The following is a 24821-nucleotide window of genomic DNA, read 5'->3' on the forward strand; positions in this document are numbered from 1 at the left end:
CGGTCGGCGTGGTTCGCCCGCAGATCGCTTGTGCTGGAGGGGAGTTGGGACCCCTCCGGGCCGTCGGCCGGGGTGGCGGCCGCGTCGTCGTCCCCGCTGATCGTTCACTCGTTCGATGGGTTTGAAGCGGCTGGTCCGCAGGAGCGGCCCCCCGGCGGCCGCGTTGTCAGTGTGTCCCGTTACGTTCCTCCCATCGCAGACCAGCAGCTGGGAGGAGAGCGGCCGTGACGTGGGTGGAAGCGGGGACGGGCGGCTATCAAGTCGCGCTCGACGCGGAGGGCAGGGTGGTGTGCCGCAACGCGGCCGGCCGCCCGTTGAAGTCCCTTCCGTCGAAGCTGAACGACGATCCGGTGGTCACCGGGCTCAAGCAGCTCACCGAGTGGCTCGCCGCGCACCGGCGCGGCTGCCTGGAGGACGTCGAGCGGTGGATGGTCCGCTCGCTGCCCGTCCCCGCCGCGGTCCTGGTCGCGGTCTGGCCGGACGAGGCCTGGCAGGAGGTCCTGCGCGACCTGGTGGTGACGGGCGCGGACGGCGAGGTCGCCGGGTTCCTGCGCGGCGCCGACGCCGAACGCGGCCTCGGGCTCGTCGACCTCGACGGGGACACCGTGCGCCTCACCGACGGCGAGATCCTGATACCCCACCCCGTCCTCCTGGAGGACTTGGACGAGCTGCGCGAGTTCGCCGTCGAGCTCGGAGTCTCCCAGCAAGTGCAGCAGCTGTACCGGGAGGTCTGGCACCGCCCGGCGGAGGCCGCGTCCGGTACCGAGGTCACCAGCTACGCCGGCGGCCGCTACAACGCCCTGCGCGACCTGCTCGGCCGCTGCGCCCGGCTCGGCTACCGGGTGCGCGGCGGCTACGCCGTGCTGCCCGTGGTCGAGGGCGGCCGCGCGCTGGAGGCCCGCGTCTGGGTCGGGGACTACTACGAGTACGACGAGTGCGAGACCGGCGCGCTCAGCTGGGCCGGCCCGGACGGCACGATCCTGCCGGCGGCCGAGGTCGGGCCGGTCGCCTGGTCCGAGGGCATGCGGATGGCCGCCGCGCTGTACGCCGGCCGCACGATCGAAGGGGAGGAGCCCGCATGAGCACCACCGAACTGCACGAGCGCCTGCTGGATGCCGGAGCGGTCCTCCCGGCGGGCACGCTGCCCGGCGCCGGGCAGCCCGACAGTGCCGCCGACGTCCTCACCGCCCGCAGCTACGCCCACCCGGCGCTCGACGGGCGCCGGATCGTCCGGCTCGTCCCGGGCGCGCTCGGGCCCGCCGAGGACTTGGCGGTCGACTTCCTCGGCCTGAAGCCGGCGGCGGAGCCGGCCGAGGTCGGCCAGGTCCGCCAGGAGGCGCTGGGCTTCCCCGCCTGGGCGCTGGTCCACGACCCGGCGAACGGCCACCACGCGCTCGCCCTGGTCAAGGAGATGGAGCGGCTCGCCCGGCAGGCGAAGTCCAAGCCCGGCCACGCCAAGGACGGCTTCGACGAGCTCGCCGTGCGCCTCGGCCGCGCGGTGCCGCACTTCCTGCCGACCTACTGCGAGGAGGTCGGCAGGATCTTCGTCGAACAGGGCAACCAGACCTACGCCGGCACCTTCTTCGGCAAGGCCCGCGAGGCCGAGCGCACCCACAGCCTCGCCGTGGACGAGGAGCGGCTGCGCGCCGTCTTCCTGGAGTTCGCGCTGGCCGGCGCGCTCACCGTCAAGGCGCTGCGCCAGTACGTGAAGGAGCTGAGCGGCCGGCTCGACCCGCTGACCGCCTGGCAGCGCTTCCGCCAGCTCTGCACCGAGCGCTCGGCCGCCGGCATGGCCCCCTACGCGGGGATCGCCGAGGACGCCCGCGCCCTGATCCGGGCCGCCGGGCTCGACCGCACCGAGCACGAGCAGGCCCTGCTCGCCGAGCTGCTCGCCTCCCCCGCCGTCAACCGCGCGCCCGGCGCCTTCTGGAAGTCCTGGCACGGCGCCGTCATCGAGCTGGCCCGGCGTGACGAGGGCGTCCGCGCCCGGCTGCTGGAGATCATGCCCGACCCGGCCGGGGTCTCCGACCAGAGCGCCCAGGACGCCTCCTGGCTCGCCGTGCTCGCCGAGAGCGGCGCCGAGCAGCTGCTGACCGGCCTGCCCGCCGGCGGCGCGGCGGGCCGGGCCGGGACCACCCCGGCCGCCGCCGTCTGGCTGCAGCGCTGGGTGGGCCACATCGGCCGGGGCTGGCGCACCAACGGGCTCAACGCCGAGACCGTCGCGCTGGCCGCCCGGATGACCGGGCGGCTGCGAGCCGACGGCATCCCGGTCGACCTCTTCACCGGGACGCGGCGCAGCCCCCACCAGATCGAGCTGCTCGACCTGCTGCTCGCCGAGGGCGTCCCGGTCGCCGACCCGGCCGACGGGCAGAGCCTCGGCCTCGGCGACTGGGTGCGCGAGTCCGGGCCCGGCGGCCGCACCCTCGCCGCGGTGGCCGCCGACCCGCGGTTCCGCGCCCTGCTGCGCTCCGGCGTGCCCAACAGCTGGACGGCCGCCGCGCACAAGCAGCTGGCCGCCCTCCCGGTGCTGCGCGAGCTGTTCGTCGAGTGGTCCGACGCCCGGGCCGACGAACTCCTGGCCGCGCGCGGCCTGGCGAGCGCCGCCGAACTGCTGAAGGACCTGCGGAGCAGCCGCGGCGCGATCCGCACCGAGAACCCGGCCGCCGCCGAGCGGATCGCCGGCCTCGACGTCACCGGACTGCTCGCCCGCACGCTGCGCACCGGCATCCTCGACGAGCTCGGCTGGCCCGCGCTGGAGGAGGCACTCGTCCGGCTCGGCATCGAGGCGGGCGAGGCACCGGGCGGCCCCGAGGGCAGGGAACTGCCCGACGGCCTCTGCGTCGAGGAGGCCTGGCCGCAGCTGGTCCTGGAGCTCGGGAACCGCGTCGTGGTGGTCGGTCCGCAGGGCATCCTGCTGGAGCACACCCTGCGCATCCCCGACAAACTGGAGCGCTGGCAGCGGCCCCGGCTGCGCTTCGTCGACGGCGAGCTGCTGGTCGCCTGGTACCGGGAGAACAAGCAGTACGCCTACTGGTCCGGCCGCCCCACCGAGACCTTCGAACTGGGCGGGGAGACCATCGTCCGCTACTACGGCGGCCAGGACGACCCGGAGATCCCGTCGATCCCGCTGTCCGGCGGGGGCCGGACCACCGGCGAGCGCCCGCTGCACGTCGGTGACACCCGGATGCCCGCCGAGGCGCGGGTGATCGGCGACGGCACCGGTCACTGGACGGTCCGCCCGAGCCGGTCCGGTGACGTCCTCACCGAACTGGACGCGGCCACCGGCGCGCTGGGCCGCGCCGCCGAACCGCCCAGGATCGCCGCCACCGCGGCGGCCGGCCGGCTCGACCTCGACCGCACGTCGCTGCTGCCGATGCAGCCCGGTCTGGAGGCCACCCCGCTCGGCACCGACGGCGTCGTGCTCGGCAGCTGGGTCCGGGTCGACGGGGCCAAGGTCACCACCGGCACCGCCGACGGCACCACCCTCGCCCTGGCCGGAAAGGGCCGGCGCGCCGATCGGTTCCCGCTCGGGCGGCTCGGCCTGCCCGGTGACGCCCACCCGCTGGTCGTCGAGGAGCGCGGCGGCGATCTCGGCCTCGCCCTGCCGGACGCCGACGGCAGCGGCGCCGACACCAGCACCGACCTGCAGACCTGCCGGCCCGGTGGTCTGGCGGCCGCCGGTACCGCGTTCGTCCCCCCGCTCGCCCACTGGCACGCCCTGCGGCCGCGCGACGAGGCGGGCTCGCTGGTCCTGCGCGGTCTGACCGACGAGCAGGCCGCCCGGCTGATCGACGCCGCCTGGCCGACGGACGCCGAACCGCCCGCGGAGGCCGAGCAGCGCTGGCTCACCGTCCAGGGCGTGCGGCGCCCGCTGGCGGTGGGCAAGGCCGCCCGGCAGTCCGTGCCGGTCGAGGCCGTCGGCGCCGTGCTGCCCGGCGTCGGCCACCCGCTGCTGCGGGCCGGCGTCGCCGGCCTCGCCCGGTCCGCCGCCGAACTGCTCGACCTCGCCGCCCGGTTCGTCCCGCAGTCCGAGGCCGAGGCCGAGGCCCGCCCCGAGCCCGGCACCGCCCGGGCGGGCGCCGCCTACCGGCCCGAGCATGGGCGTGACCAGGACCTGCGCGAGGCGGTGGAGATCCTGCTGCCCGACACCTCGGGCTTCGGCCGCTCCTGGGAGCACGGGGACCACTGGCGGGTGCTCGGCAACCTGCGCACCGTCCTCGGCGTCCTCACCGGGCCACCGGCCGTGGCGCCCGGTACCGAGGGCTGGTCCGCCCCGCTCCGGGTCGAGCTGGAGGGGGACGACAACCACCACGGCTGGCTGAGCCTCCTCGGTCACCTCGGCACCCTCGCCTATGCCGCGGCCGCCCCGCTCACCGGCGCGGCCGAGCGGTCGGCGCTCGCCCTGCTGCTGACCGAGCTCACCCGCGGCCTGCTCGCCGACCGCGGCGCCACCCTGCGCGAGGTGGTGCTGACCGAGCCGCTCGCCGACTTCGTCGACCCGGACGGCACCAGCCGCAAGCACCCGTCCCGGGCCGGCCAGGTGTTCCGGCACGGGGAGCGGACGGTCGTCGTCCTCGGCTGCCGCCACCACCGCGAGGACCGGGTGAACTGGCTCGCCGTCGACCACGACCCGAGCGGCGCCTTCGGGCCGGTCGCCCACTTCGGCACCGCCGGGGAGCGCAACACCGAGGAGGTCGTCACCGCCGACTGGACGGCGCGGTTCACCGCCCTGCTCGCCCTGCACGGCGGGTTCGTCCGGGAGGCCGGGCAGGCCGCCGCCTTCGGTGCGGCGACCGGCATCGGCGCCACCCGGGCCGCCCTGCTGCTCAGCCCCACCAACACCCTGTTCGGGTGGTACGGCAACGTGCTCCCCGCCGACCGGCTCAAGGAGTACGGTCTCAAGTCGGCCGAGGCCAAGGCCGCCCGGGACTGGCTGCGCGGTCGCGACCGGGCCGGCCTCCGCGCCGTCTGGACGGCGCTCCTGCCCGCCGACCCGAAGGCGCTCTGGACGGACGGCCCCGACACCGCGGCCGGAGCCGAGCGGTGGACGGAGCGGTTCGGACGGCTCGTCACCCTGCCCGAGGAGGCCCAGGCCACCGTCAACGGTGCCGGGATCAACCACATCGAAGAGGTCCTCAACCCGACCCGGACGCCCTGGCTCAACCGCACCACCGGCTACCGGGTGCGGGCCACCCAGGACGGCGGGCCGGTCCAGCTGGTCGCCGACGACCCGCACGCCCTGCCCGGCGACACCGGTCTGGGCGGGTCCGTCGACGCCCTGCGCTGGCTCGCCTACCACCTGCCCGCCGACAGCCCGCTGCGCCCGCTGCTGCCGCAGGCCGCCGCGGCGCTGCGGGCCCGGCTGGCCGACCCGGAGCTGCTGCTGAACTACGACCTGCACCGCACCGCCAAGGGCGAGAAGCTGTCGCCGGTGCTGCGCACCCGCTTCGGGCTGCCGGCCGAGGGCGGGGCCGACGCCGACGGTCTGGTCCGCTGTGGGGAGGCCCTCGTGCTCGCCCCCGGCCGCACCGAGGACGAGCAGGTCTGGCTGCGCCCGGCCGGGCTCACCGGCGGGGACGATCCGGTGCTGGAGCTGCTGGCCGGGCTCGTCGACGGCTACTGGTTCACCAGTCAGCGCCCCGCCCTGGCGGCCATCCTGGACGGCGAGCTGGAGCGTCTGGTGGCCCCGCCGGAGCTCACCCCCGACCCGGCGCCGACCGGTGCCGGGGAGGAGGCCCGCTGGGCGCAGAACCCGCAGCTCAGCGTCGGCCCGCTGGTCGCCGAGGTGGCCGCCGCCCACGGCCTCGGCGCGGACGCCGCCGCGCTCTACCTCCAACTGCTCGCGCTGCCCGACCCGACCGACCGCAACGTCGCGCGCTGGACGGGCTGGAAGCCCGCCCGGCTGAAGCGGGCCCGGGCCGAACTCGCCGCCACCGACCTGGTGCTGGAGGCCAAGCGGGCCCGGGCCGGCCGCGGCCTCTTCCTGCCCGGCGGCTGGCAGGAGGCCAAGGCCCCCGGCCTCCCGACGGAGACCTGGAAGGCCGGCCTGTACGAACTGCCCACCCACCACGCCGTCCTGCCGCGGCTGTCCGTCCCGGAGCTGTTCGCCCGGGCCTGGCAGCGGATCGGCGACGGGGACGTCCCCGGATACGAAGAGCTCCGTACCGGCAAGCGCAGGAAGGCCCGCCGATGACCACCGCCCCGAAGGACCAGTCCGCCGATCCGACGGCTCGGCAGATCGTCCCGCCCGAGGAGAGGTACGCCGCCGAACTGGAGTTCCTGGCGGCCCACGACACCGGCCCGCGCCCGCCCGGCTGGCGGCTCACCCCGCGCGCCGTGGTCACCTTCGTGATGGGCAGCGGCGGCGAGAAGCTCAAGGCCGGGCGGAAGAGTCTGGCCGTGGAGCAGAAGTTCGTCGGCGAGCGGGCGCTGGTCGAGCGCTGCGTGGTCACCCTCGCCGGGGAGCGCGGTCTGCTGCTCGTCGGCGAACCGGGTACCGCGAAGTCGATGCTCTCCGAACTGCTCGCCGCCGCGGTCTGCGGCACCAGCGCGCTCACCGTCCAGGGCACCGCCGGTACCACCGAGGACCAGCTGAAGTACGGGTGGAACTACGCCCTGCTGCTGGCCAAGGGCCCCAGCCGGGACGCCCTGGTGCCCTCGCCGGTGCTCACCGCGATGACCACCGGAGCCGTCGCCCGGGTCGAGGAGGTCACCCGCTGCCTGCCCGAGGTGCAGGACGCCCTGGTCTCGCTGCTCTCCGAACGGCGCATCGCGGTCCCCGAGTTGGCGGGCAGCCCGGACGGCCAGCTGCACGCCGCGGCCGGCTTCACCCTGATCGCCACCGCGAACCTGCGGGACAAGGGCGTCAGCGAGATGTCCGCCGCCCTCAAGCGGCGGTTCAACTTCGAGACGGTCGGCCCGATCGGCAGCCTCGCGGCGGAGGTCGAGCTGGTCCGCCGGCAGTCCACCGCCGCGGTCGCCCGGGCCGGTGCCGCGTACGCGGTGGACGACGCCGTGCTGGAGGCACTCGTCACCGCCTTCAGGGACTTGCGCACCGGCCGCTCCACCGAGGGCTGGGACGTCGAGCGCCCGTCCACCGTGATGAGCACCGCCGAGGCCGTCTCGGTGGCCACCGCGCTGGGCGTCTGCGCCGCCTATCTGCCCGACGGCGGAGACCTCCTCGGCCGGCTGCCGGGGCAGCTGATCGGCGTCGTCCGCAAGGACGACCCGGCCGACGCCGCCCGGCTGCTCGGCTACTGGGACGGCCCGGTCCGGCGCCGTGCCGAACAGGGCGCGGCCACCTGGCGGATGCTCTGGGACCTGCGTTCGGCCCTGGAGGCGTGAGGCGATGACGACGAGCAGCGCGGTGACCGGACTCTCCGGAGCCGGAGGAGCGGGCCCTCGCGGCCCCGGCACGCCCGGGGACCACGACGACCCGCGCGGGGTGGTCGAGGCGGAGGCGGCGCGATTGGCCGCCTCGGGGGCAGGCCGTCCGGGGCCGTTCCTGATCGGGGTGCGGCACCACGCCCCCTCGCTCAGCGCGGTGGTGCCCGCGCTGCTCGACGCGGCCCGGCCCGAGGTGGTCCTGGTCGAGCTGCCCACCGAGTTCCAGCCCTGGCTGGACTGGCTGGCCGACGAGTCCACCCGGGCGCCGGTCGCCCTCGCGGCCGCCCCGGACGGCTCCGGGGACGGTCCGGGCGAGGGGCCCGCCGGGCTCGCCTTCTACCCGTTCGCGGACTTCTCCCCGGAGCTGGCCGCGCTGCGGTGGGCCCGTCGCAACGGCGTCCCGGCCCTCACCTGCGACCTGCCGCTCGCCCGGCGGGCCGAGGCCCGCCGCGCGAGCGGGGGCACCGCACACGACGGCCGCCCCGGCGTCGCCGCCGCGCTGCGGCACCGGCTCACCGGGCGGGACGACGACGATGACCTCTGGGACCGCCTGGTCGAGACCGCCGCCCCCGGGTCCACCCCGGAGGCCGTCCGCCGCGCCGCGCTGCTGGTCGGCTGGGCGATGCGCCGCGACGCGGCGGACGGCGCCGGGGTCGATCCGTACGATTTGCGACGCGAGGCCTGGATGCGTGCGCGGATCCGGGCCGCCGGGGCCGACGGGCGCCGGGTCGCCGCCGTCATCGGGGCGTTCCACGCGCCCGCGCTGCTCGACGACGCGGCGGCCGCCGGGCCCGACCCCGACGGCGGCGGGGACGACGGCCACGCGGAGAACGGCGGCCACGCGGAGAACGGCGGCCACGCGGAGAACGGCGGCCACGCGGAGAACGGCGGCCACGTCGTCTCGCTGATCCCCTACACCTACCCCCTGCTCGACGCCCGGTCCGGGTATCCGGCAGGCATCCGAGACCCCGAGTGGCAGCACACGGTGCTCGACGCGGGCGGCGATCCGGAGCGGCTCGCCGACGCCCTGACCGGCACCGCGGTGCGGATCTGCCAGGCCCTGCGCACCCAGGACCACCCGTCGGGTCCAGCCGACGCCCGCGAGATCGTCCGGCTCGCCGGGGACCTCGCCCGGCTGCGCGGGCTGGCCGCCCCCGGCCGGGGCGAACTGGTCGAAGCCGTGCAGACCGTCCTCGCCCAGGGGGAGCCGCTCGGCCGCGGCCGGGCCGTCGCCCGCGCGCTGGAGCGCGTCCTGGTGGGCACCCGGACCGGCCGGGCCGCGCCCGGCGCCCCGCGCAGCGGCCTGGCACCCGCCGTCGAAGCGGCCTTCACCGAACTCGGCCTCCCCGGGCCGGGCGACTCCGCCGAGACCGCCCCGCGGGAACTCCGGCTGGACCCCCTGCGCTCGGCCCTCGACCGCCGCCGCGACCTGCTCCTGCACCGCCTCACCGCCTGCGGCGTCCCCTACGGCGAACCGGTGGCCGGGGTGGGCGCGGGCGGCACCGAGACCCTCGGCGCCCGCTGGCGCGTGCAGTGGAGCCCGACCGTCGCCGCGATGCTGACGGTCGCCGGCACCCGTGGCGTCACCCCGGCCCAGGCGGCCGAGGGGGCGCTGCGGGAGCGGCTGCGCCGCGAGCAGCAGGCCGACGGCCCGACCGCCCGCGAGGTGGTCCAGGGCCTCGCCGACGCCGCCGCCTGCGGACTGCCGGCGCTCGCCGACACCCGCCTCGCCCAGCTCACCGCCGTCCTCCCGCAGAGCGGGACGCTCCCCGAACTCCTGGACGCACTGGCCCTGCTGGACCGCCTCGCCGCCGGTCACGTCCCGGGCCTCGCCCCCGAGGCGCGGCGGGACTCCTCCGCACCGGGGACCGCGGACCGGACGGAGCCGGCCGCGCCGCCCGGGGAGCGGGCCGGGCCGATCGAGCCCGGCGGCCGGGCCGTCGCGCTCGCTTCGGCCGCGGAGCTGCTGACCGACGCGGCGGTGCGCCAACTGGAGGGGCTGGGCGGGTCCGACGACCCCGCCGATGCCCGGGCCCTGGTGGAGCTGGCCCGCCGGGCCGACCTGTCCGGCGGCGTGCGGCTCGCCCACACGCTGACCGAACTCGCCGACGGCGGGAGCCCGTTGGTCCGGGGAGCGGCCGGGGCCGTGCGGGTCCTGCTCGGGCAGGACGGCCCGAGCGCGTTCGGCGGCCGCGCGGCCTCCTGGGTCGACGGAGCCACCGACACCGGGACTCGTCATGCCCTCGGCCGATCGCTGGTCGGTCTGCTGACGGCGGCGGAGGGGCTCTTCTCCACCGCGCCCGAGGCGCTCGAACCGGTGCTGGAGCGGGTCACCGCCCTGTCCGACACGGCGTTCCTGGACCGGCTGCCCGCACTGCGCGGTGGCTTCGACACCCTCGCCCCGGCCGCCCGGGACCGGTTGCTGGCACTGGTCGAGGAGCGGCTGGGCAGCCGTCTGCAGACCCTGCCGGACGCTGTTCCGCCGGCGCTGCTCGCCGCCTGGGCCCGCGCGGACCTCGCCGCCCGGGCCGCCCTGGAACGACGCGGGCTGCTCCCGGAGCGATCCACCGCCCCGATGGCCGAGCCGACTACCGGACCGCTGGCCGCACCCGGGCGCTCCGACCGGCCGGCGGACGAGCTCGTCGGCGGGTCCGCCGGCGATGTTCCCGCGACGGCCGGTGGCCCGGCGGCCGAGCCGACACCCGGGCGGCTCGCGCCAGCCGACCATCCCGGCCGGACGGCTCACCTCGCCGTGGCCGCCGACGACGGACACCCCGCCCCCGGGCAGGCCGTCCAGCCCTTCCACGGCCCGGGAACGGATGCCGGGCCGGCTCCGGGGCCCGCTGCGCACATCCCCGCTCCCGCGTCCGCCGGGCAGGGGCTCGCGCCGGCCGAGCGGTGGCGGCTGTTGCTCGGGCGGCCGGGGGGCGGAGGCCTCGGGGGGCGTGCGGCCAGGCTCGCGACCGCGCTCGACGAGCTGTACGGCACCGGGCACGGGGAGGGGTCCGGGCCCGGGCTGGACGGTCGGGGCGGGGCGGGCGGCAACCGGGGCGGCCGTGAGGCCCCGTACCCGGGCGTGCGCGAGTGGTCCGAGGAGCTGACCGCGCTGTTCGGGCCGGGCATCCGCGAAGAGGTGCTCGCCGCCGCCGTGGGGCAGGGCCGGGCCGACGCGCTGGACGCGATCGACCCGGGTGCCGTCCGCCCCTCCGTCGACCTGCTCCGGACCGTGCTGGAGCACGCCGGTGGCCTGCCGGAGGCGCGGATCGCGGGGCTGCGTCCACTGGTGCGGCGCCTGGTGTCCGAGCTCACCCGGGAGCTGGCGACCAGGCTCCGACCGGCGCTCACCGGGATCAGCGTGCCGCGGCCGAGCCGCCGGCCCGGCGGCGGGCTCGACCTCCACCGGACGATCCGGGCGAACCTCGCCACCGCGCGCCCGGCCCGGCCGGGGGATCCGGAGGCGGGCACGGTGATCGTCCCGGAACGGCCGGTCTTCCGGACCAGGGCCCGACTGGCGGCCGACTGGCGGCTGATCCTGGTGGTGGACGTGTCCGGGTCGATGGAGGCGTCCACGGTCTGGGCGGCGCTGACCGCCTCGATCCTGGCCGGGGTGCCCTCGCTGAGCACCCACTTCGTCGCCTTCTCCACCGAGGTCGTCGACCTGACCGAGCGGGTGGAGGACCCGCTCGGCCTGCTCCTGGAGGTCCGGATCGGCGGCGGCACCCACATCGCCACCGGGCTGAAGTACGCACGCGAGCTGGTGACCGTGCCGTCCCGGACGCTGGTCGCGGTGATCAGCGACTTCGAGGAGGGCGGACCGATCGGCGGGCTGCTGACGCAGACCCGCGCGCTGGTCGACTCCGGCTGTCACGTGCTCGGCTGCGCCGCGCTCGACGACACCGGGACGGCGCGTTACTCGAAGGCGGTCGCGAGCCAGCTGGTCGCGGCCGGAATGCCGGTGGCGGCGCTGAGCCCGCTCGAACTGGCCCGCTGGGTGGGGGAGAAGGTCCGATGACAGAGCAGCAGAGCGTGCCGTCCGGCGGGGCCTGGCCGGCCGTCCGGCCGGAGGTGGTCGCCGAAGTGGTGGCGGGGCTGTCGGCCCGCCTGCAGAAGCGGCTGGACGGTGCGGCCGCCAAGCTGGCGGAGCGCCCGGTGCGCCGGGACGGCGACGAGTGGCGGATCGAGGTGGACGAGGAGACCTCCCTCGTCCTGCACGCGCCGGGCGGGGTGGTCCGGGGGCAGGCCGATGTGCGCTGCGGCTGCCTGCTGGCGCCGGCCTGCGTGCACCGGGCGGCGGCGGTCACGGTCTGCCGGATCGCCGACGCGGACAACGAACCGGGCCCGGACACCGAACCGGAACCGGCCTCGGAGTCGGGCCCGGAGCCGGGCTCGGGGTCGGGCTCGGAGCCGGGCTCGGGGTCGGGCACCGAACCGGACCCGGTCGGCGGCACGCCCGGCGGCCCCCGCACCGCTCCCGATGCCGCTCCCGACGACGCCTCCGGCGGTTCGCTCACGGCGGCCGAGCAGGCCGCCGTCCACCACCTGCACCGCGCCGCCGCGGCCGTGCTGGCGGCCGGGGTGGGCGGAGCCGGCGCCGTGCTCCAGGCGGAGCTGCTGCGGGCGGCCCACCGGGCGCGGCTGAACGGGTTCCACCGGCCGGCCGCGGCAGCGGTCGCGGTGGTGAGCCGGCTCCGGGCCGCCCGCTCGGGCGAGCCGGACCACCGGCTCGCGCTCCTGGTCGCCGGCCTGCGGGAGCTGCTCGACCTGACCACGGCCCTGACCACGACCTTGGCCCCGGCCCTGACCACGACCTTGTCCCCGACCCTGCCCCCGACCGTGGCCACGGCCCTGACCCGTGCGCGAACCGCGGCCCCGGGTACGGGGCACCGCGATCTCGCCGCCCTGCGCGGCACCGCCCGTCAGGTCTACGGGGAGGCGGGCGGGCTGCGGTTGTACGGGCTGTTCGCCGAACCGGTCCTGACCGCCACCCATGCGGGCGTGCTCACCTGGGCGGTGGATGCCACCGGCGTGCTGAGCACCGTCGCCGAGGTGATGCCGCACGCCGACCCGACGACGGCCGCCCCGCAGGCGGTCGGTGCGGGGAACCGGGCGGTCCGGTTGGGTGACGCCCTGCTCAGCCACCGCGAGTTCAGCCGGGCGGGGCTGGCCGTCCAGGGGGCGACGCGGTCCGCCAACGGTCGGCTCGGCGCGGGCAGTTCGGTTCGAGCGGTGCGGGCCGGGGGAGTGGCGTGGACGGCGGACCCGGTCGCCGGGCTCTGGACGGAGCCCCCGGCCGTCCAGGTGGAGCGGGCCCTGGCAGCGGCGGCGCTGCCGTACGAGGGCCGGCCGGCCGGGAGCGACCTGCTGTTCCTGGACGTCACGCTGCTCGGCGCCGCCCCGCACGGGTCGGGCGGCGTGCCCGAGCTGCTGGCCGACTGCGGCGGGCTGGTGGTCGCGCTGCGCGCGGCGCACGACCACCCCGGGCTGGCGTTCCGGGGCAACCTGGCATTGCTCGCCACCGCGCCGGGCCTGCGGCTGCGGGTGATCGGCCGGCTGGAGCGGGCCGAGCACCCGGAGCTGCGGCTGCTCGCGGTGGGTACGCCACCGGCCGGACCCGAGCCGGGGGAGCCGGCCCTCGCGCTGCCCGCCGATCGGGCGGCGCGGGTCAATCTGGGCCTGGAGCGGTTGCAGACCGCCGATCTCACCCTCGGCGCCGCGTCCAGCACCTCCGCCCCCGTCGAGGTCCAGAGCAGTGCGGCCGGACCGGTCGGGCCCGCGGCTCCGGTCCATCTGCTGGTGCGCCGGGTGGAGCAGGCGGTGACCGGCGGGCGGCAGGGGCTCGCGCTCGGCGCTGGGGCGGCGGACACCGGCCGGTCGGCGCTGCGCGCGGCCGGTCTGGCCACGGGGGCGGCCCTGCTCGACGCGCTCCGCGCGGCGGCGGCGGACCAGCCCCGCGACGTGTTCGGCAGGGTGGTGGCGGACGACCATGCCGCGTTCACCTCCGCCTGGCTGGCGGCGGCCTGCTACAGCGAGGAGTTGGCCTCGGCGCTCTGCGCGGGTGGCTGGCAAGGGCAGGATCCGGTCAAGGCCGGGTCATAAGAAAGTATTTGCACAGGCAGGTAAAGCGCGTCGAATGGCATACTGGGGGGCGGGAAGACGTTCGACCGGTCGTACTACCGTCGACCGGGGCCGGGCAAGTGACCGGCCGGTGGGCCGACCGGGCCACGGGTCCGGTCCGGGTTCGAGCCCGGGTTCGTGCACGAGCTCGGGCCGGGGGCCGGACCGGAACAGGGAAAGCGAAGGGCGAGCCATGGGTATCCACGACGATGCTGCCGAGATCCGCGCCTGCGGCTGGCGTACGCTCGCCGCTCTGCACGGCCTCATCGACGCCGCGCTGGAGAAGGCGCTCCAGAGCGAGCACCAGCTCTCGGTGGTCGAGTACACGGTGCTGGACGCGCTCTCGCGGCAGGACGGCTGGCACATGCGGATGCAGCAGCTGGCCCGGGCCGCGGCCCTGAGCAGCAGCGCGACCACGCGCCTGGTGACCCGACTGGAGGACCGCGGCCTGCTCAGCCGCTTCCTCTGCGTGGACGATCGGCGCGGCATCTACACCGAGCTGACCCCCCAGGGCCGCCAACTGCTCGAAGCCGCCCGGCCGGTGCACGACGCCACCCTGGAGGCGACGCTCGCCAAGGCCACCGACGCGCCGGAGCTGGCCCCGTTGGTGCGGGCCCTGGAGGAACTCAAGCTCACCCCGGCGGCGGCCACCGCCCCGGCTGCCGTCTGACCCCGACCGGTACGGCCGACGTCGGCGCCGAAGCCGGTACCGACACCGGCCCCGGCGCGCGGCCGAGAACCCGTCCCGGCCGCCGCTGGAGCGGTGGCCGGGACGGGTCACACCTCGTCCGGCCTCTGTTGCGCGGGGCCGGTCTTGCGGACCCGCCGGGGGAGGACGGGCGGGACGCGGGGGTGCCCTTCGAGTCCGTGGTCCGACGGGACCTCCTGGACGCCCTCGCGCGTACGCGTGGCGGGGTCGGCCGGGTGGCTCTCCACCACGCCGTCCCACAGGGCGTCCCGAGGGTTCGCGTACCGCGGTCCGGCGGCCGCCTCCCCGGCTACCGCGCCGCCGTCCGAAGGGGCGCGGTCGGAAGGGGCGCCGTCCGAAGGCGCGTCGTTCGGGCGGGCACCCTCCGGAGGAGCGCCCTCCGGAACACCGGCGTCCGCACCCCCGCCCGAGGCCGCGCCGAACGGGTCGTCGTCCTGCCAGGGCGACGAAGCCCGCGACGGTGAGGCCGGCGACGCCTGCGAAGGCGACGGGGCCTGCGGCGCCGACGGCTGCCACGACGAGGCCCGGGGGACGACCACCGCGTCGGGCAGCCCGGGGATCGGCGAGCCGGCCGCCGGGGGAGCGCCCGCGGTCAGCTCCGCCGGGGCCTCCGGCTCCTCGCCCGACCCGCCGTCCCCGTTCCCGCCGTCCGCGTTCCCGCCGTCCCCGTTCCCGCCGTCCGCGTTCCCGCCGTCCCCGCTCCGGTCGGCCGCCGCCACCACCGGCGGCCGGGTCACCCGGGCGCCGGGCGGCAGGCCGGCCACGGACGGGGTCTGTTCCATCCGCTCCAGCAGCGCCGACGGCAGCAGCACCACGGCCCGCGTCCCCCCGAAGGGGGAGGACCGCAGGGTGACCTGGATGTGGTGCCGGGAGGCCAGCCTGGCCACCACGAAGAGGCCGAGCCGCAGGTCGTCCCCGAGCGCGGAGACGTCCAGCTCGGGCGGGTCGGCCAGGTAGGCGTTGAGCTGCTCGTACTCGTCCCGGCACATCCCGAGACCGCGGTCCTCGACCTCGACGGCCAGCCCCCGGGGGACTTCCTGTGCGGAGACCTGCACCTTGGTGTAGGGCGGGGAGAAGGTGGTGCCGTTCTCGATCAGCTCGGCGATCAGATGGATGACGTCGGCGACGGCCTGGCCGCCGAGCGCGACGCGCGGGATGCCCTGCACGACCACCCGGGAGTAGTTCTCCGTCTCCGAGACGGCGCTGCGCAGCACGTTGACGACCGGGACGGCGTTGCGCCAGCGCCGGGCGGGCAGCGCGCCGCCGAGGATGACCAGGTTCTCGGCGTTGCGCCGCATCCGGGTGGCGAGGTGGTCGACCGCGAACAGCTCGCGCAGCAGCCCGGGGTCCTCGTGCTCGCGCTCCAGCGCGTCCAGCATGCTGATCTGGCGGTGGAGCAGGATCTGGGTGCGGCGGGCGATGTTGAGGAAGACTTTCTTGGTGCCCTCCCGCCCCTGGGCCTGGTGCACGATGGCGGTGAGCGCGGCGGTGCGGACGGCGGAGAGCCCCTCGGCGGTCTGGTGGAGTTCGTCACCGAGGCGCCGGGCGGGGATCCAGGCGGGCGGTGGCGGGACGGATTCGCCGGCCCGGAGCCGCCCGACCACCTGGGGGATCTCGTGCCGGGCGATCGAGAGGGTGTCGGCCCGCAGGTCGCGCACCCGGGCGGACACCGACCGGGCCAGCCGGATGCCGCGGGTCAGGCTCCAGAGCAGCACGACGGCGACGGCCGCGCTGACGACCGCCAGGGCGGTCCGGTGGCCGGTGCCGCGCAGCAGGGAGAGGGCGTAGCCCCAGGTGGCGGCGAGGCCGAGACAGGGGACCAGCACGAGGGCGAGGAGAGAGCGGCGGAGCGAGCCGGACCGGCCGGCGCGGTGGCCCGTGCGCGGGGCCGATATGCCTGGCATCTGATTCCTTGGTGCAGGGCCAACGGCGGGTCTGCCCGTGTGCGGTCCGGCCGGGGTCTCGGAGCCGCCACGGCCGGCGGGCCCGGAGGGGGCCGGACGAGGTGGCGTGGTACCACCGTCCGAGCGGGTGCAGCACGGCCGCCGACTTCGGGCACGCTATCAGCCCCGGGAGGCCCTGTCGCAACATCAACTGACGATATGTAAGCGGATGGTGACGCGTCTTTACATCGGTCGATCGGCCGCTTTTCGGTGGATCTCCGCAGGTCAGCGCGGTGGTCCTGGCCGTCGACGACTTCCCGGGAGCCTGAGGGGAGGTCTCCGGAAAGCCGTCAGGAACAGGTCAAGTACGGGAAGTCCGAAGGTGGGCCGGAAGCCGGGCGTGGGCCGGTTCCGGGTGGCGCGGATGCCTCCGTGTGGGGGTGAGGGCTTCAGCCGGCGAGCGGCATGTGCAGCAGGGCGGCGCCGGCCGGGCGGGCGGCCTCGGCTTCCAGTCGGGCCTCCCGCTGGGCCAGTTCGGTCCAGGCCCAGCTCGTGAGGTCGGACAGCTCCGCCGACCACTGCTTGCCGTACGTGCCCGAGGCCACCTGGCCGAGCCGCAGCCGCTGGACGTCGGAGGTGCCGGCGGGCGGGTAGATGTGGGTGGCGTCCCGCAGGTAGCGCTCGATGTGGAACTCGGCCTGCAGGCCCCGGGCGGCGTGGATCTCCATCGCGTTCCGCGCCGAGTCCAGCACGTACTCGGTGTTGATCAGCTTGGCGTTCATCAACTCGGCGTCGCAGGGCCGGCCGTGGTCCAACTGGTGCGAGGCGTGGTAGGCGGCCAGCTTGGCGGTCATCAGGCGGGACTGCATCTCGCCCAGCTTGAGCGCTATGTTCGGCAGCTGGGAGAGCGGCTTCCCGTAGAGCACCCGCCCCTCGGCGAACCGCACGGTGTCCTCCACGATCGCCCGGTGGATGCCGAGTGCGACGGCGGCCAGGTTCAGTCGTCCGTACAGGGTCGAGGAGGAGTAGGCGATGTCCAGGCCCTGGCTCTCCTCGCCCAGCCGGTTGGCGGCGGGGACGCGGCAGTCCTCGAAGACGATCTCGCCGAAGCTGAAGCCGTGCAGGCCGCTCTGCGAGCCGGGGCTGCCGGTGCGAAAGCCCGGGCGGTCGCTCTCCACCAGGAAGGCGGAGAGGCCCCGGCTGCCCTCGCCGGTGCGGAGCACCACGCCGTGCACGTCGCCGATGTGGGAGTTGCCGACGAACCACTTGCGGCCGTTGAGGACGTACTCGTCACCCTCGCGCCGCGCCGTGCCGGTCATGCCGAGCACGTGGCCGCCCGATTCGGGTTCGGTGACGGCGATCGTCGGCAGCACCTCGCCGGAGGCGAACCGCGGCAGCCAGTAGCGGCGCTGGGTGTCGGAGCCGAAGTGGATCACCTTGGCGACGCCGAGCTGCGAGGCCTGCGCCATCGCGCCCATCGCGCCGCTGACCCGGGCCAGCTCCTCGACGATGACCGTCTTGGCGAGGTGGCCGAGACCGAGCCCGCCGAAGGTCCGCGGAATGGTCGCGCCGATCCAGCCGCGCTGGGCGATCTCGCGGGAGAGTTCGACCTCGACCGTCCGGTCGGCCTCCATTCTGGCCACCTGCGGGCGCACCTCCTTCTCCGCGAACTCACGTACCTCCGCGCGGAGGCTCTCGTGCCGTTCGTCGGTGAAGTAGTCCATCGCCATGCTGGGTCCTCTCGATTCCGGGGTGGTGGTGCCTCCGTCCGTGCAGCCGAACCGCTCCGGCCGCCCAAGGGTGGGGGTGATGAGGTGGCGGCCGGTTGCCCTGGTGCAGCCGGTACGCGCGGATGTGCGGGGCGGGATCCTGGCGGAAACCCGTCCCTGTTTTCGGCAGGGCTCATTGTCGTATGGCGATCCGGCCCTCTCCATAGTCGATCTTGGAATGGCGCGAAACGGATCGCCCGAAGTCGGAGGAGGATTGAAAGCCGCCGCGGCGGGGGAATGATCATTCCCGCTTTTCGGCCCTGCTGGAGGGTCGTCCACGTGCGGGTTTGATCGCCCGTCAGTCGTGGCGGTCGGGTGGGCCGAGAGCGTCCATCGCGCCGATGGTCTGATTACATGTGCGCCATGACTGATGTGATGAGCACTCAAGGCCAGTTCCCGGGTGCCGCCGGCGAGTCCGAGCGGACCCGCCGGCTGCGCATCCTGGGTCTCAACGAACCCACCGTGGACGAGGCCTTCGACCGCTTCGCCCACCTGGCCGCCAGCCTCACCCGCGCCCCCATCGCCATGGTCAACTTCATCAACGACGAGCGGCAGATGTTCCGGGGGCTCTTCATTCCGCCAAACTCCGCCGCCCCGGGCGACACCGGCTGCTCCTGGGCCGACCGGGGGATCGTCTTCGACCTCCCGAGCCGGGAGATGCCGCTGAGCCACGGTTTCTGCCCGCACGTCGTCGCCCAGCGCTCCCCGCTGGCGCTCGACGACGTCCTCGCCTACCCCCGGTTCGCCGGGAACCCGGTCGTCGACGAGCTGGGGGTGCGCGCCTACCTCGGCGCCCCGCTGGTCGACGACACCGACACCGTCATCGGCACCGTCTGCGTCCTCGACCGTGAACCCCGCCAGTGGGGGCGCGAGCGGCTGCGCGACATCCAGCACCTCGCCGAGGCGCTGCTCTCCGAGATCCGGCTGCGCGACAACCTGATCGCCCAGCAGCAGGAGATGTTCGCCGCCTTCGACGGTTCGCCGTTCCCGATCATGCTGACCCGCGGGCCCGAGCAGGAGCTCCGCTACGTCAACCCCGGGCACGCCGAGGCCTTCGGTGCGCCGGTGGCCCACGGCTCGATCGGGCAGGCCTACCCGCAGCTGGCCGCCGCGGGGCTGGAGCAGACGGTGGCCGAGGCGTACCACACCGGTCGGACCGCCGTCCTGAACGACGTCCGTTTCCAGTCCACCCGGCCGGACGCCCAGCGGATCCACCAGATCTTCAGCTTCACCTGCACCCCGCAGCGGGCCGCGCGGACCGGCCAGGTGAACGGTGTGCTCGTGGTCGGCATGGACGTCACCGCGCAGTCCCGCACCGAGGAGGAGCTGGGCACGCTGGCCGCGCTGCTGGTCGACCGGCTCCAGCAGAGCGGTGGTGGCGCCACCGGTCGGCCGGGCATCGGCGGCGGGGAGACCGGGCTGGTGCTCCCGGGCTGACCCCGGACGCCACCGCACCCGTCCCCCACCACGATGAACACGGCCCCTGCCACGACCCCCGCCACGACCACGACCACCGCCACGACTTACGCCGCCGGCACCACCACCACCGGTGCCGCCGACACGACCGCCGCCGTCGCAGCCGCCGGACCGGCCACCGCCGCCGTCCCTACCACGACCGGCGCCACGTCCAGGACCGGCGCCACGTCCAGGACCGGCGCCACGTCCAGGACCGGCGCCACGTCCAGGACGGATCCCGTACCCACCGGCCCCGCCACCGTGCCGGGGCGCCTCTCACCCCCGAGGAGAGGCGCCCCACCACGGTGACCGCCGGGAGCCCGCCGCCGTAGTCGCGGCCTCCGCCGTCCGCCGCAGCACCGCCGCAGCGCTGCCGCCGCTCGTTGCGAGCCGCCCGGCCGCCGCGCGGGTGAACCGGACGCCCCGTCCCCCGGACGGGCGCCCGCGGCACGGCCACCGATGGTAGGCATGGGCCGCATGGAGTGGTTCGCCGACTGGTTCGCCGCACCCGAGTACGGGCCGAGCCGGGTCCTCGTGCAACGGCTGCTGGCCGCCGTCTACCTGACCGGATTCGTGGCCGCCGCCGCGCAGTTCCGAGCCCTGATCGGCGCCGAGGGCATGCTTCCGGTGCCCGCCTTCACCGCCCGGGTACCGTTCCGCCGCGCGCCGAGCCTCTTCCACCTCCACTACAGCGACCGCTTCTTCGCCGCCGTCGCCGGCACGGGCGCCGTGCTCTCGGCGGGCCTGGTCGCCGGACTGGGCGACGCCGTCCCGCTCTGGGCGTCGATGCTGCTGTGGGCGGTGCTCTGGCTGCTCTACCTGTCGATCGTCAACGTCGGCCAGACCTGGTACTCCTTCGGCTGGGAGTCCCTGCTGCTGGAGGCCGGCTTCCTCGCCGTCTTCCTGGGCAACCAGGACGTCGCCCCGCCGCTCCCGGTGCTCTGGCTGCTGCGCTGGCTGGCGTTCCGGGTCGAGTTCGGCGCCGGGCTGATCAAACTGCGCGGCGACAGCTGCTGGCGCGACCTGACCTGTCTGCGCTACCACCACGAGACCCAGCCGATGCCGGGACCGCTCAGCTGGTTCTTCCACCACCTGCCCGGGCCGCTGCACCGGGCCGAGGTCGCCGCCAACCACGTCACCCAGCTCCTGGTACCGGTCGGCCTGCTCCTCCCGCAGCCGGTCGCCGGCTACGCGGCCGTGATCGTCGTGGTGACCCAGCTCTGGCTGGTGGCCTCGGGCAACTTCGCCTGGCTGAACTGGCTCACCATCACCCTCGCCCTCGCCGCCGTGGACCCCGCCCGCTTCGGGCTGTCCTTCCGGACTCGCTCCTACGGCGGTACCCCCGGCTGGTTCGAGGGCCTGGTGATCGCGCTGACCGTCGCCGTCGCGGTGCTCAGCTACTGGCCGGTCCGGAACATGGTCTCCCGTGAACAGGTGATGAACCGATCCTTCAACCGGCTTCATCTGGTCAACACCTACGGCGCCTTCGGCAGCGTCAACCGGATCCGCCTGGAGGTGGTGGTCGAGGGCACCGACGAGGCCGCCGTCACCGGGCGGACGGTCTGGCGCGAGTACGGCTTCAAGGGCAAGCCCGGCGACGTGCGCCGCCTGCCGCGCCAGTACGCCCCCTACCATCTGCGGCTGGACTGGCTGATGTGGTTCGCCGCCATCTCGCCCGCGTACGCCCGGCCCTGGTTCCTGCCGTTCGTCGCCCGATTGCTGACGAACGACCCGGCCACGCTGCGGCTCCTGCGTCACAATCCGTTCCCGGACGCCCCGCCGACCCACGTCCGGGCGACGCTCCACCGCTACCGCTTCACCGACTGGCACGAACTGCGGTCCACCGGCGCGTGGTGGCACCGGACCGCGCTGCACGAGTACCTCGCGCCGGTCAGCCTTGACACCCTCACTCGTTCCGGTCACCGGCCGCCGCTCGGCCGCCGGAGCCGTTCGGTACCCCTGGACGGTCTGCGACGGCGGTCCGGTCACCCGCCCGGCCCCGCACCGCACCACCCGCCCGGCCCTCCCGAGTAGCGGCCGGGCGGGCGGTGTGGCACGCCACACCGGCCCGTCGGACGGTGGGTGCGTGCAAGGCTCGAACGGGCACCCGTATTCTTGGCCTCCACAACCGGCGGCCCGAACGCGCGCCCCCAGCCCCTCCCGCCGGGGCCTCCGTGCGCACCCGGTCCGCCGCCCCCTCGCCGCCCGCCCCGCCGCAGTCGCCCAGAACCGGACCTCACATGACAGTGCTTCACTCGCGCAACGCCGACGCCACAGACGCCAAGGCCGCCGCAGACGCCAAGGACGCCACGGACCCGGATCAGAACCGCGGCCAGGCGGCCACGGTGGAGACCGGCCTCCGGGACGAGCTCGGCCGCTACGCCGAGCTCGGTGCCTTCACCCTCACCGCCGGGACCCACGCGTGGTACGCCGCCGTCGATACCGTCGCCACCCCCGAGGACGCCCGCGCCGCCTCCACCGCACTCGCCGAACTCCGTGGCAGCGACCTCCAGCAGACCTGGGAGGCCGTCACCGCCCTGGCCGCCGACGCCAGGATCGAGGTGCCCGGCAGCGTCGCCGTCGCGGCGCTGTTCGCCGAGACGCTCCAGCGTGTCCACCAGACCTCCGCGACCCTGATCGGCGCCGCGTACGACGCCGACCTGGACGCGCTCGTCGCCGCCACGGCCGACCGCGCCTGGCGTCGCGAGAACGGCGTCAAGCTGTCGTTCCTGCGCGTGCGCGGGCTGCGCAAGCAGGCCGCCGCGCTGGTCGCCGGCGGCCGCAAGGTCCGCCCCGAGGAGCTGCACGAGGCGCTCGCCTCGGCCAAGATCGAACGTCGGGCCTGGGCCGTCCTCGCCCCCTCGGGCGCGCTGCCCGTCCCGCCGGCCGACGGCCCGCTGGCGGAGCGGACCGCGGCGGCCTTCGAAGCGATCGGTACCGCGCTGCGCGACCTGGGCCGGCTGCTGCCCGAGCACGACCTGGAAGCACAGCCGTTCCCCGAGCTCATCGACCTGGTGGAGCGTCTGGCGGCGGACGAGGGCACGCTCTACCGCCTCCCCACCATCCGCTCCCTGCGGACCTCGCTCGAAGAGGCCGGTCTGGCCGACCTGCTCGCCGAGCTCGCCGCCGCCGGCGCCGACCGCCGCGCTGCCGAGGCCGCCTACGGCGCCCGCCAGGCCCTGGCCGGTGGTCAGCGCGACGGCCTGACGGTGACGGAGGCGACGCCCGTCGAGGAGCTCGCCGCCGAGGAGCCGGTCGCCGAGGAGGCGGGCGCCGCCGAGGCGCTCGTTGAGGAGACGGTCGTCGAAGAGGCGGTTGTCGAAGAGGCGGCCGTTGAAGAGGCGGCTGTCGAGACCGAGGCCGAGCCGGTGGCGGCCGACAGCTCGACCGAGGCGGAGGCCGAGCCGGTCGTGGCCGAGGCGGCGACCGGAGCGGACGAGCCCACGGCCGAGGAGCCCGTCGAGGCCCGGCCGCTCGTCGTCTCGCTCCCGGCGCCCTCGCCCGCGGCGGACGACCTGGTGGACGCGGCTCCGGCCGTCCCGGCGCAGGCCGAGGCCGAGCCGGAGGTCGAGGTTGCCGAGGTCGTTGAGCCCGAGACCGAGGTTGTGCCCGAGGCCGAGGCCGTTGCGCCGGAGGTTGTCGAGCCCGAGGCGGCTCCGGCCGAGTCCGTAGCCGAGGCTGCGCAGGTTGCCGAGGTCGTGGAGCCGACTGCCGAGGTCGAGCCGGAGGTCACCGAGTCGACTGCCGAGGTTACCGAGGTCGAGGTTGCCGAGCTGGTCGCCGAGGTCGTCGTGGTCGTGGAGACCGAGACCGAAGCCGTGTCGGTTGCCGAGGTTGTGCCCGCGGTTGAGGCCGAGGCCGTTGCGCCGGAGGTCGTCGAGCCCGAGGCGGCTCCGGCCGAGTCCGTAGCCGAGGCTGCCGAGGTCGTCGTGGAGACCGAGCCCGAGACCGAAGCCGTGCCGGCTGCCCAGGGTGTGCCCGCCGTCGAGGCCGAGGCCGAGGCCGTCGAGCCGGAGGCTGCGGAGGTCGAAGCGGTTGTGGAGCCGGTTGCCGAGGTCACCGAGGTCGGGTTCGCCGAGGCGGAGCCGGCCGTCAAGCCCGAGCCCGCCCCCAGGACCCCCAAGGCTGCCAAGGCCCCCAAGGCCGCCCCCGCCGCCGGGCCCGGGAAGCCGGACTTCACGCCGGGGCGTCCGGTGACCGCCTACTCGGCCGACGAGCTGCTCGCCGTCGTGCGCTGGGTGGACGGTGACGGTGTCGACCGCAGCGACGAGGAGCTGCTGCGGGCGGCGATGAAGGAGCTGGGCTTCGGCCGCCTCGGCCCGCGCATCAAGGAGGCGCTGGGCGCCGCCGTGACGGCCGCGCGCGGCTGACCCGAAGCGACGCCGAAGGGCCCGGTGCGGGAGGTACGGGCGGTTTCTAGCGGTCGTTGCAACACGTGGTCGGTTGTCTAGGCCGCGAGGAGTTTAGCCAGACGCTCGGCTGGGGTTTCCCAGCCGAGCGTCTTGCGTGGGCGGCGGTTGAGCTGGTCGGCGACGGCGGCCAGGTGCTCGGGGGTGTGGACCGAGAGGTCGGTGCCCTTGGGAAAGTACTGCCGCAGCAGGCCGTTCGTGTTCTCGTTCGAGCCGCGTTGCCAGGGACTGGCCGGGTCGCAGAAGTAGACCGGCACGTCGGTGGCGAGAGTGAAGTCGGCGTGCCGGGCCATCTCGCTGCCCTGGTCCCAGGTCAGGGAACGCTTCAGCTCGACCGGGAGTCTGCGCGCGGTGGCCACCAGGGCGTCACGGACGGTCTCGGCCGTGTGGTCGCCGGGCAGGTGCAGCAGCATCACGAAGCGGGTGGAGCGCTCGACCAGGGTGCCGATCGCGGACTTGTGGTCCTTGCCGATGATGAGATCGCCTTCCCAGTGACCGGGGACGGCTCGGTCCTCGGCCTCGGCAGGACGCTCGCTGATCATGACCATCGGGTCGGTGAACCGGGAGCGCCGGCAGTTGGCCTGCCGCTGGGGCTTGCGGCGGGTCCGGCCGGAGCGCAGGGCGTCGGCGAGCTCGCGCCTGAGCTGGCCGCGGCCCTGGACGTAGATCGCCTGGTAGACGGTTTCGTGGACCACGTGCGTCTCCGGCCGGTCGGGGAACTGTCGTCGAAGAGCGTGGCAGATCTGTTCCGGGCTCCAGCGCTCGTCCAGCATCGCCTGGACGGCGGCCCTCAGCTCGGGGTTCTCGGTGATCTTGCGGGGTTTGGGGCGGGGCCGCCGGGCGTCCGCCCGGGCCTGGGCGGCGTGCGGCCGGTAGTGCCACTGGCCCCGGGCGCTCTCGGTGTGGTTGCGGCGGATCTCCCGGCTGATGGTGGACGGGCTGCGGCCCAGCTCGGCGGAGACGGCCCGCACGGTGGCCTTCTCTCGCAGCCGGTCGGCGATGTAGATCCGCTCGTCCTCACGCAGATACCGCGATGCACCAGAAGGCGGCACCACCATGCGAATCGGTGGTGCCGCCTTCTGCCGCTGCTCGGCCC

13 protein-coding genes are annotated in these 24821 nt (G+C 75.5%); 9 read left to right on the forward strand and 4 right to left on the reverse strand.

Annotation, left to right across the window (positions count from 1 at the left end):
* Positions 1 to 224 precede the first annotated feature (224 nt).
* The 6 genes from ABZ497_RS15750 to ABZ497_RS15775 all read left to right on the forward strand — a co-directional run bounded on the left by ABZ497_RS15750 (position 225) and on the right by ABZ497_RS15775 (position 14170).
* A complete protein-coding gene (locus ABZ497_RS15750; RefSeq protein WP_329490410.1) occupies positions 225 to 1082 on the forward strand; it encodes a DUF4132 domain-containing protein in 858 nt (285 codons plus the stop codon).
* Positions 1079 to 6193: a hypothetical protein gene (locus ABZ497_RS15755; protein WP_359805448.1), complete on the forward strand. Its 5115-nt coding sequence runs from the start codon at positions 1079 to 1081 to the stop codon at positions 6191 to 6193. Before ABZ497_RS15750 ends, ABZ497_RS15755 begins: the two co-directional genes overlap by 4 nt.
* Positions 6190 to 7344 (forward strand): AAA family ATPase, encoded by a 1155-nt coding sequence (locus ABZ497_RS15760; protein WP_359805450.1) that lies wholly within the window; start codon positions 6190 to 6192, stop codon positions 7342 to 7344. Before ABZ497_RS15755 ends, ABZ497_RS15760 begins: the two co-directional genes overlap by 4 nt.
* 4 nt (positions 7345 to 7348) lie before the next feature.
* Positions 7349 to 11398: a DUF5682 family protein gene (locus ABZ497_RS15765; RefSeq protein ID WP_359805452.1), complete on the forward strand. Its 4050-nt coding sequence runs from the start codon at positions 7349 to 7351 to the stop codon at positions 11396 to 11398.
* On the forward strand, positions 11395 to 13482 hold the full coding sequence (locus ABZ497_RS15770; RefSeq protein WP_359805454.1) for a hypothetical protein: 2088 nt from the start codon (positions 11395 to 11397) through the stop codon (positions 13480 to 13482). Before ABZ497_RS15765 ends, ABZ497_RS15770 begins: the two co-directional genes overlap by 4 nt.
* Before the next feature lie 211 nt (positions 13483 to 13693).
* Positions 13694 to 14170: a MarR family transcriptional regulator gene (locus tag ABZ497_RS15775; protein WP_359805455.1), complete on the forward strand. Its 477-nt coding sequence runs from the start codon at positions 13694 to 13696 to the stop codon at positions 14168 to 14170.
* A gap of 107 nt (positions 14171 to 14277) precedes the next feature.
* On the opposite strand, the gene ABZ497_RS15780 is transcribed toward ABZ497_RS15775, so the two are convergent.
* Both ABZ497_RS15780 and ABZ497_RS15785 read right to left on the reverse strand, forming a co-directional pair.
* The gene (locus ABZ497_RS15780; RefSeq protein ID WP_359805457.1) at positions 14278 to 16113 is read right to left on the reverse strand and encodes an ATP-binding protein; all 1836 of its coding nucleotides are present in this window, start codon (positions 16111 to 16113) and stop codon (positions 14278 to 14280) included.
* 428 nt (positions 16114 to 16541) lie between these two features.
* Positions 16542 to 17816, reverse strand: a complete 1275-nt coding sequence (locus ABZ497_RS15785; protein ID WP_329492320.1) for an acyl-CoA dehydrogenase family protein — start codon at positions 17814 to 17816, stop codon at positions 16542 to 16544.
* Positions 17817 to 18224: 408 nt separating this feature from the next.
* Between ABZ497_RS15785 and ABZ497_RS15790 the strand changes: the two genes are divergently transcribed.
* On the forward strand, positions 18225 to 19298 hold the full coding sequence (locus ABZ497_RS15790; protein WP_329490418.1) for a GAF domain-containing protein: 1074 nt from the start codon (positions 18225 to 18227) through the stop codon (positions 19296 to 19298).
* Between the two features lie 86 nt (positions 19299 to 19384).
* Here ABZ497_RS15790 and ABZ497_RS15795 read toward each other — a convergent pair whose 3' ends face one another.
* Positions 19385 to 19564: a hypothetical protein gene (locus tag ABZ497_RS15795; RefSeq protein ID WP_359805459.1), complete on the reverse strand. Its 180-nt coding sequence runs from the start codon at positions 19562 to 19564 to the stop codon at positions 19385 to 19387.
* A gap of 220 nt (positions 19565 to 19784) precedes the next feature.
* Here ABZ497_RS15795 and ABZ497_RS15800 point away from each other — a divergent pair, with 220 nt between their 5' ends.
* Both ABZ497_RS15800 and ABZ497_RS15805 read left to right on the forward strand, forming a co-directional pair.
* Positions 19785 to 21350 carry a lipase maturation factor family protein gene (locus tag ABZ497_RS15800; protein WP_359805460.1) on the forward strand — a complete coding sequence of 522 codons (1566 nt, stop codon included), beginning with the start codon at positions 19785 to 19787 and terminating at the stop codon, positions 21348 to 21350.
* A 206-nt stretch (positions 21351 to 21556) separates the two neighbouring features.
* Entirely contained in the window at positions 21557 to 23686 is a 2130-nt protein-coding gene (locus tag ABZ497_RS15805; protein ID WP_359805462.1) for a hypothetical protein, read from the forward strand.
* A 77-nt stretch (positions 23687 to 23763) separates the two neighbouring features.
* Here ABZ497_RS15805 and ABZ497_RS15810 read toward each other — a convergent pair whose 3' ends face one another.
* Positions 23764 to 24783 carry an IS30 family transposase gene (locus ABZ497_RS15810; RefSeq protein WP_359805473.1) on the reverse strand — a complete coding sequence of 340 codons (1020 nt, stop codon included), beginning with the start codon at positions 24781 to 24783 and terminating at the stop codon, positions 23764 to 23766.
* Positions 24784 to 24821: the final 38 nt, after the last annotated feature.

Source organism: Kitasatospora sp. NPDC005751 (genome assembly GCF_040630835.1).
Taxonomy (GTDB): Bacteria; Actinomycetota; Actinomycetes; order Streptomycetales; family Streptomycetaceae; genus Kitasatospora.

Coding starts and splice junctions, on each gene's coding strand:
- ABZ497_RS15805 (WP_359805462.1), top strand. CDS start 21,557: ATGACAGTGCTTCACTCGCGCAACGCCGACGCCACAGACGCCAAGGCC.
- ABZ497_RS15790 (WP_329490418.1), top strand. CDS start 18,225: ATGACTGATGTGATGAGCACTCAAGGCCAGTTCCCGGGTGCCGCCGGC.
- ABZ497_RS15765 (WP_359805452.1), top strand. CDS start 7,349: ATGACGACGAGCAGCGCGGTGACCGGACTCTCCGGAGCCGGAGGAGCG.
- ABZ497_RS15780 (WP_359805457.1), bottom strand. CDS start 16,113: ATGCCAGGCATATCGGCCCCGCGCACGGGCCACCGCGCCGGCCGGTCC.
- ABZ497_RS15785 (WP_329492320.1), bottom strand. CDS start 17,816: ATGGACTACTTCACCGACGAACGGCACGAGAGCCTCCGCGCGGAGGTA.
- ABZ497_RS15800 (WP_359805460.1), top strand. CDS start 19,785: ATGGGCCGCATGGAGTGGTTCGCCGACTGGTTCGCCGCACCCGAGTAC.
- ABZ497_RS15810 (WP_359805473.1), bottom strand. CDS start 24,783: ATGGTGGTGCCGCCTTCTGGTGCATCGCGGTATCTGCGTGAGGACGAG.
- ABZ497_RS15770 (WP_359805454.1), top strand. CDS start 11,395: ATGACAGAGCAGCAGAGCGTGCCGTCCGGCGGGGCCTGGCCGGCCGTC.
- ABZ497_RS15755 (WP_359805448.1), top strand. CDS start 1,079: ATGAGCACCACCGAACTGCACGAGCGCCTGCTGGATGCCGGAGCGGTC.
- ABZ497_RS15760 (WP_359805450.1), top strand. CDS start 6,190: ATGACCACCGCCCCGAAGGACCAGTCCGCCGATCCGACGGCTCGGCAG.
- ABZ497_RS15775 (WP_359805455.1), top strand. CDS start 13,694: ATGGGTATCCACGACGATGCTGCCGAGATCCGCGCCTGCGGCTGGCGT.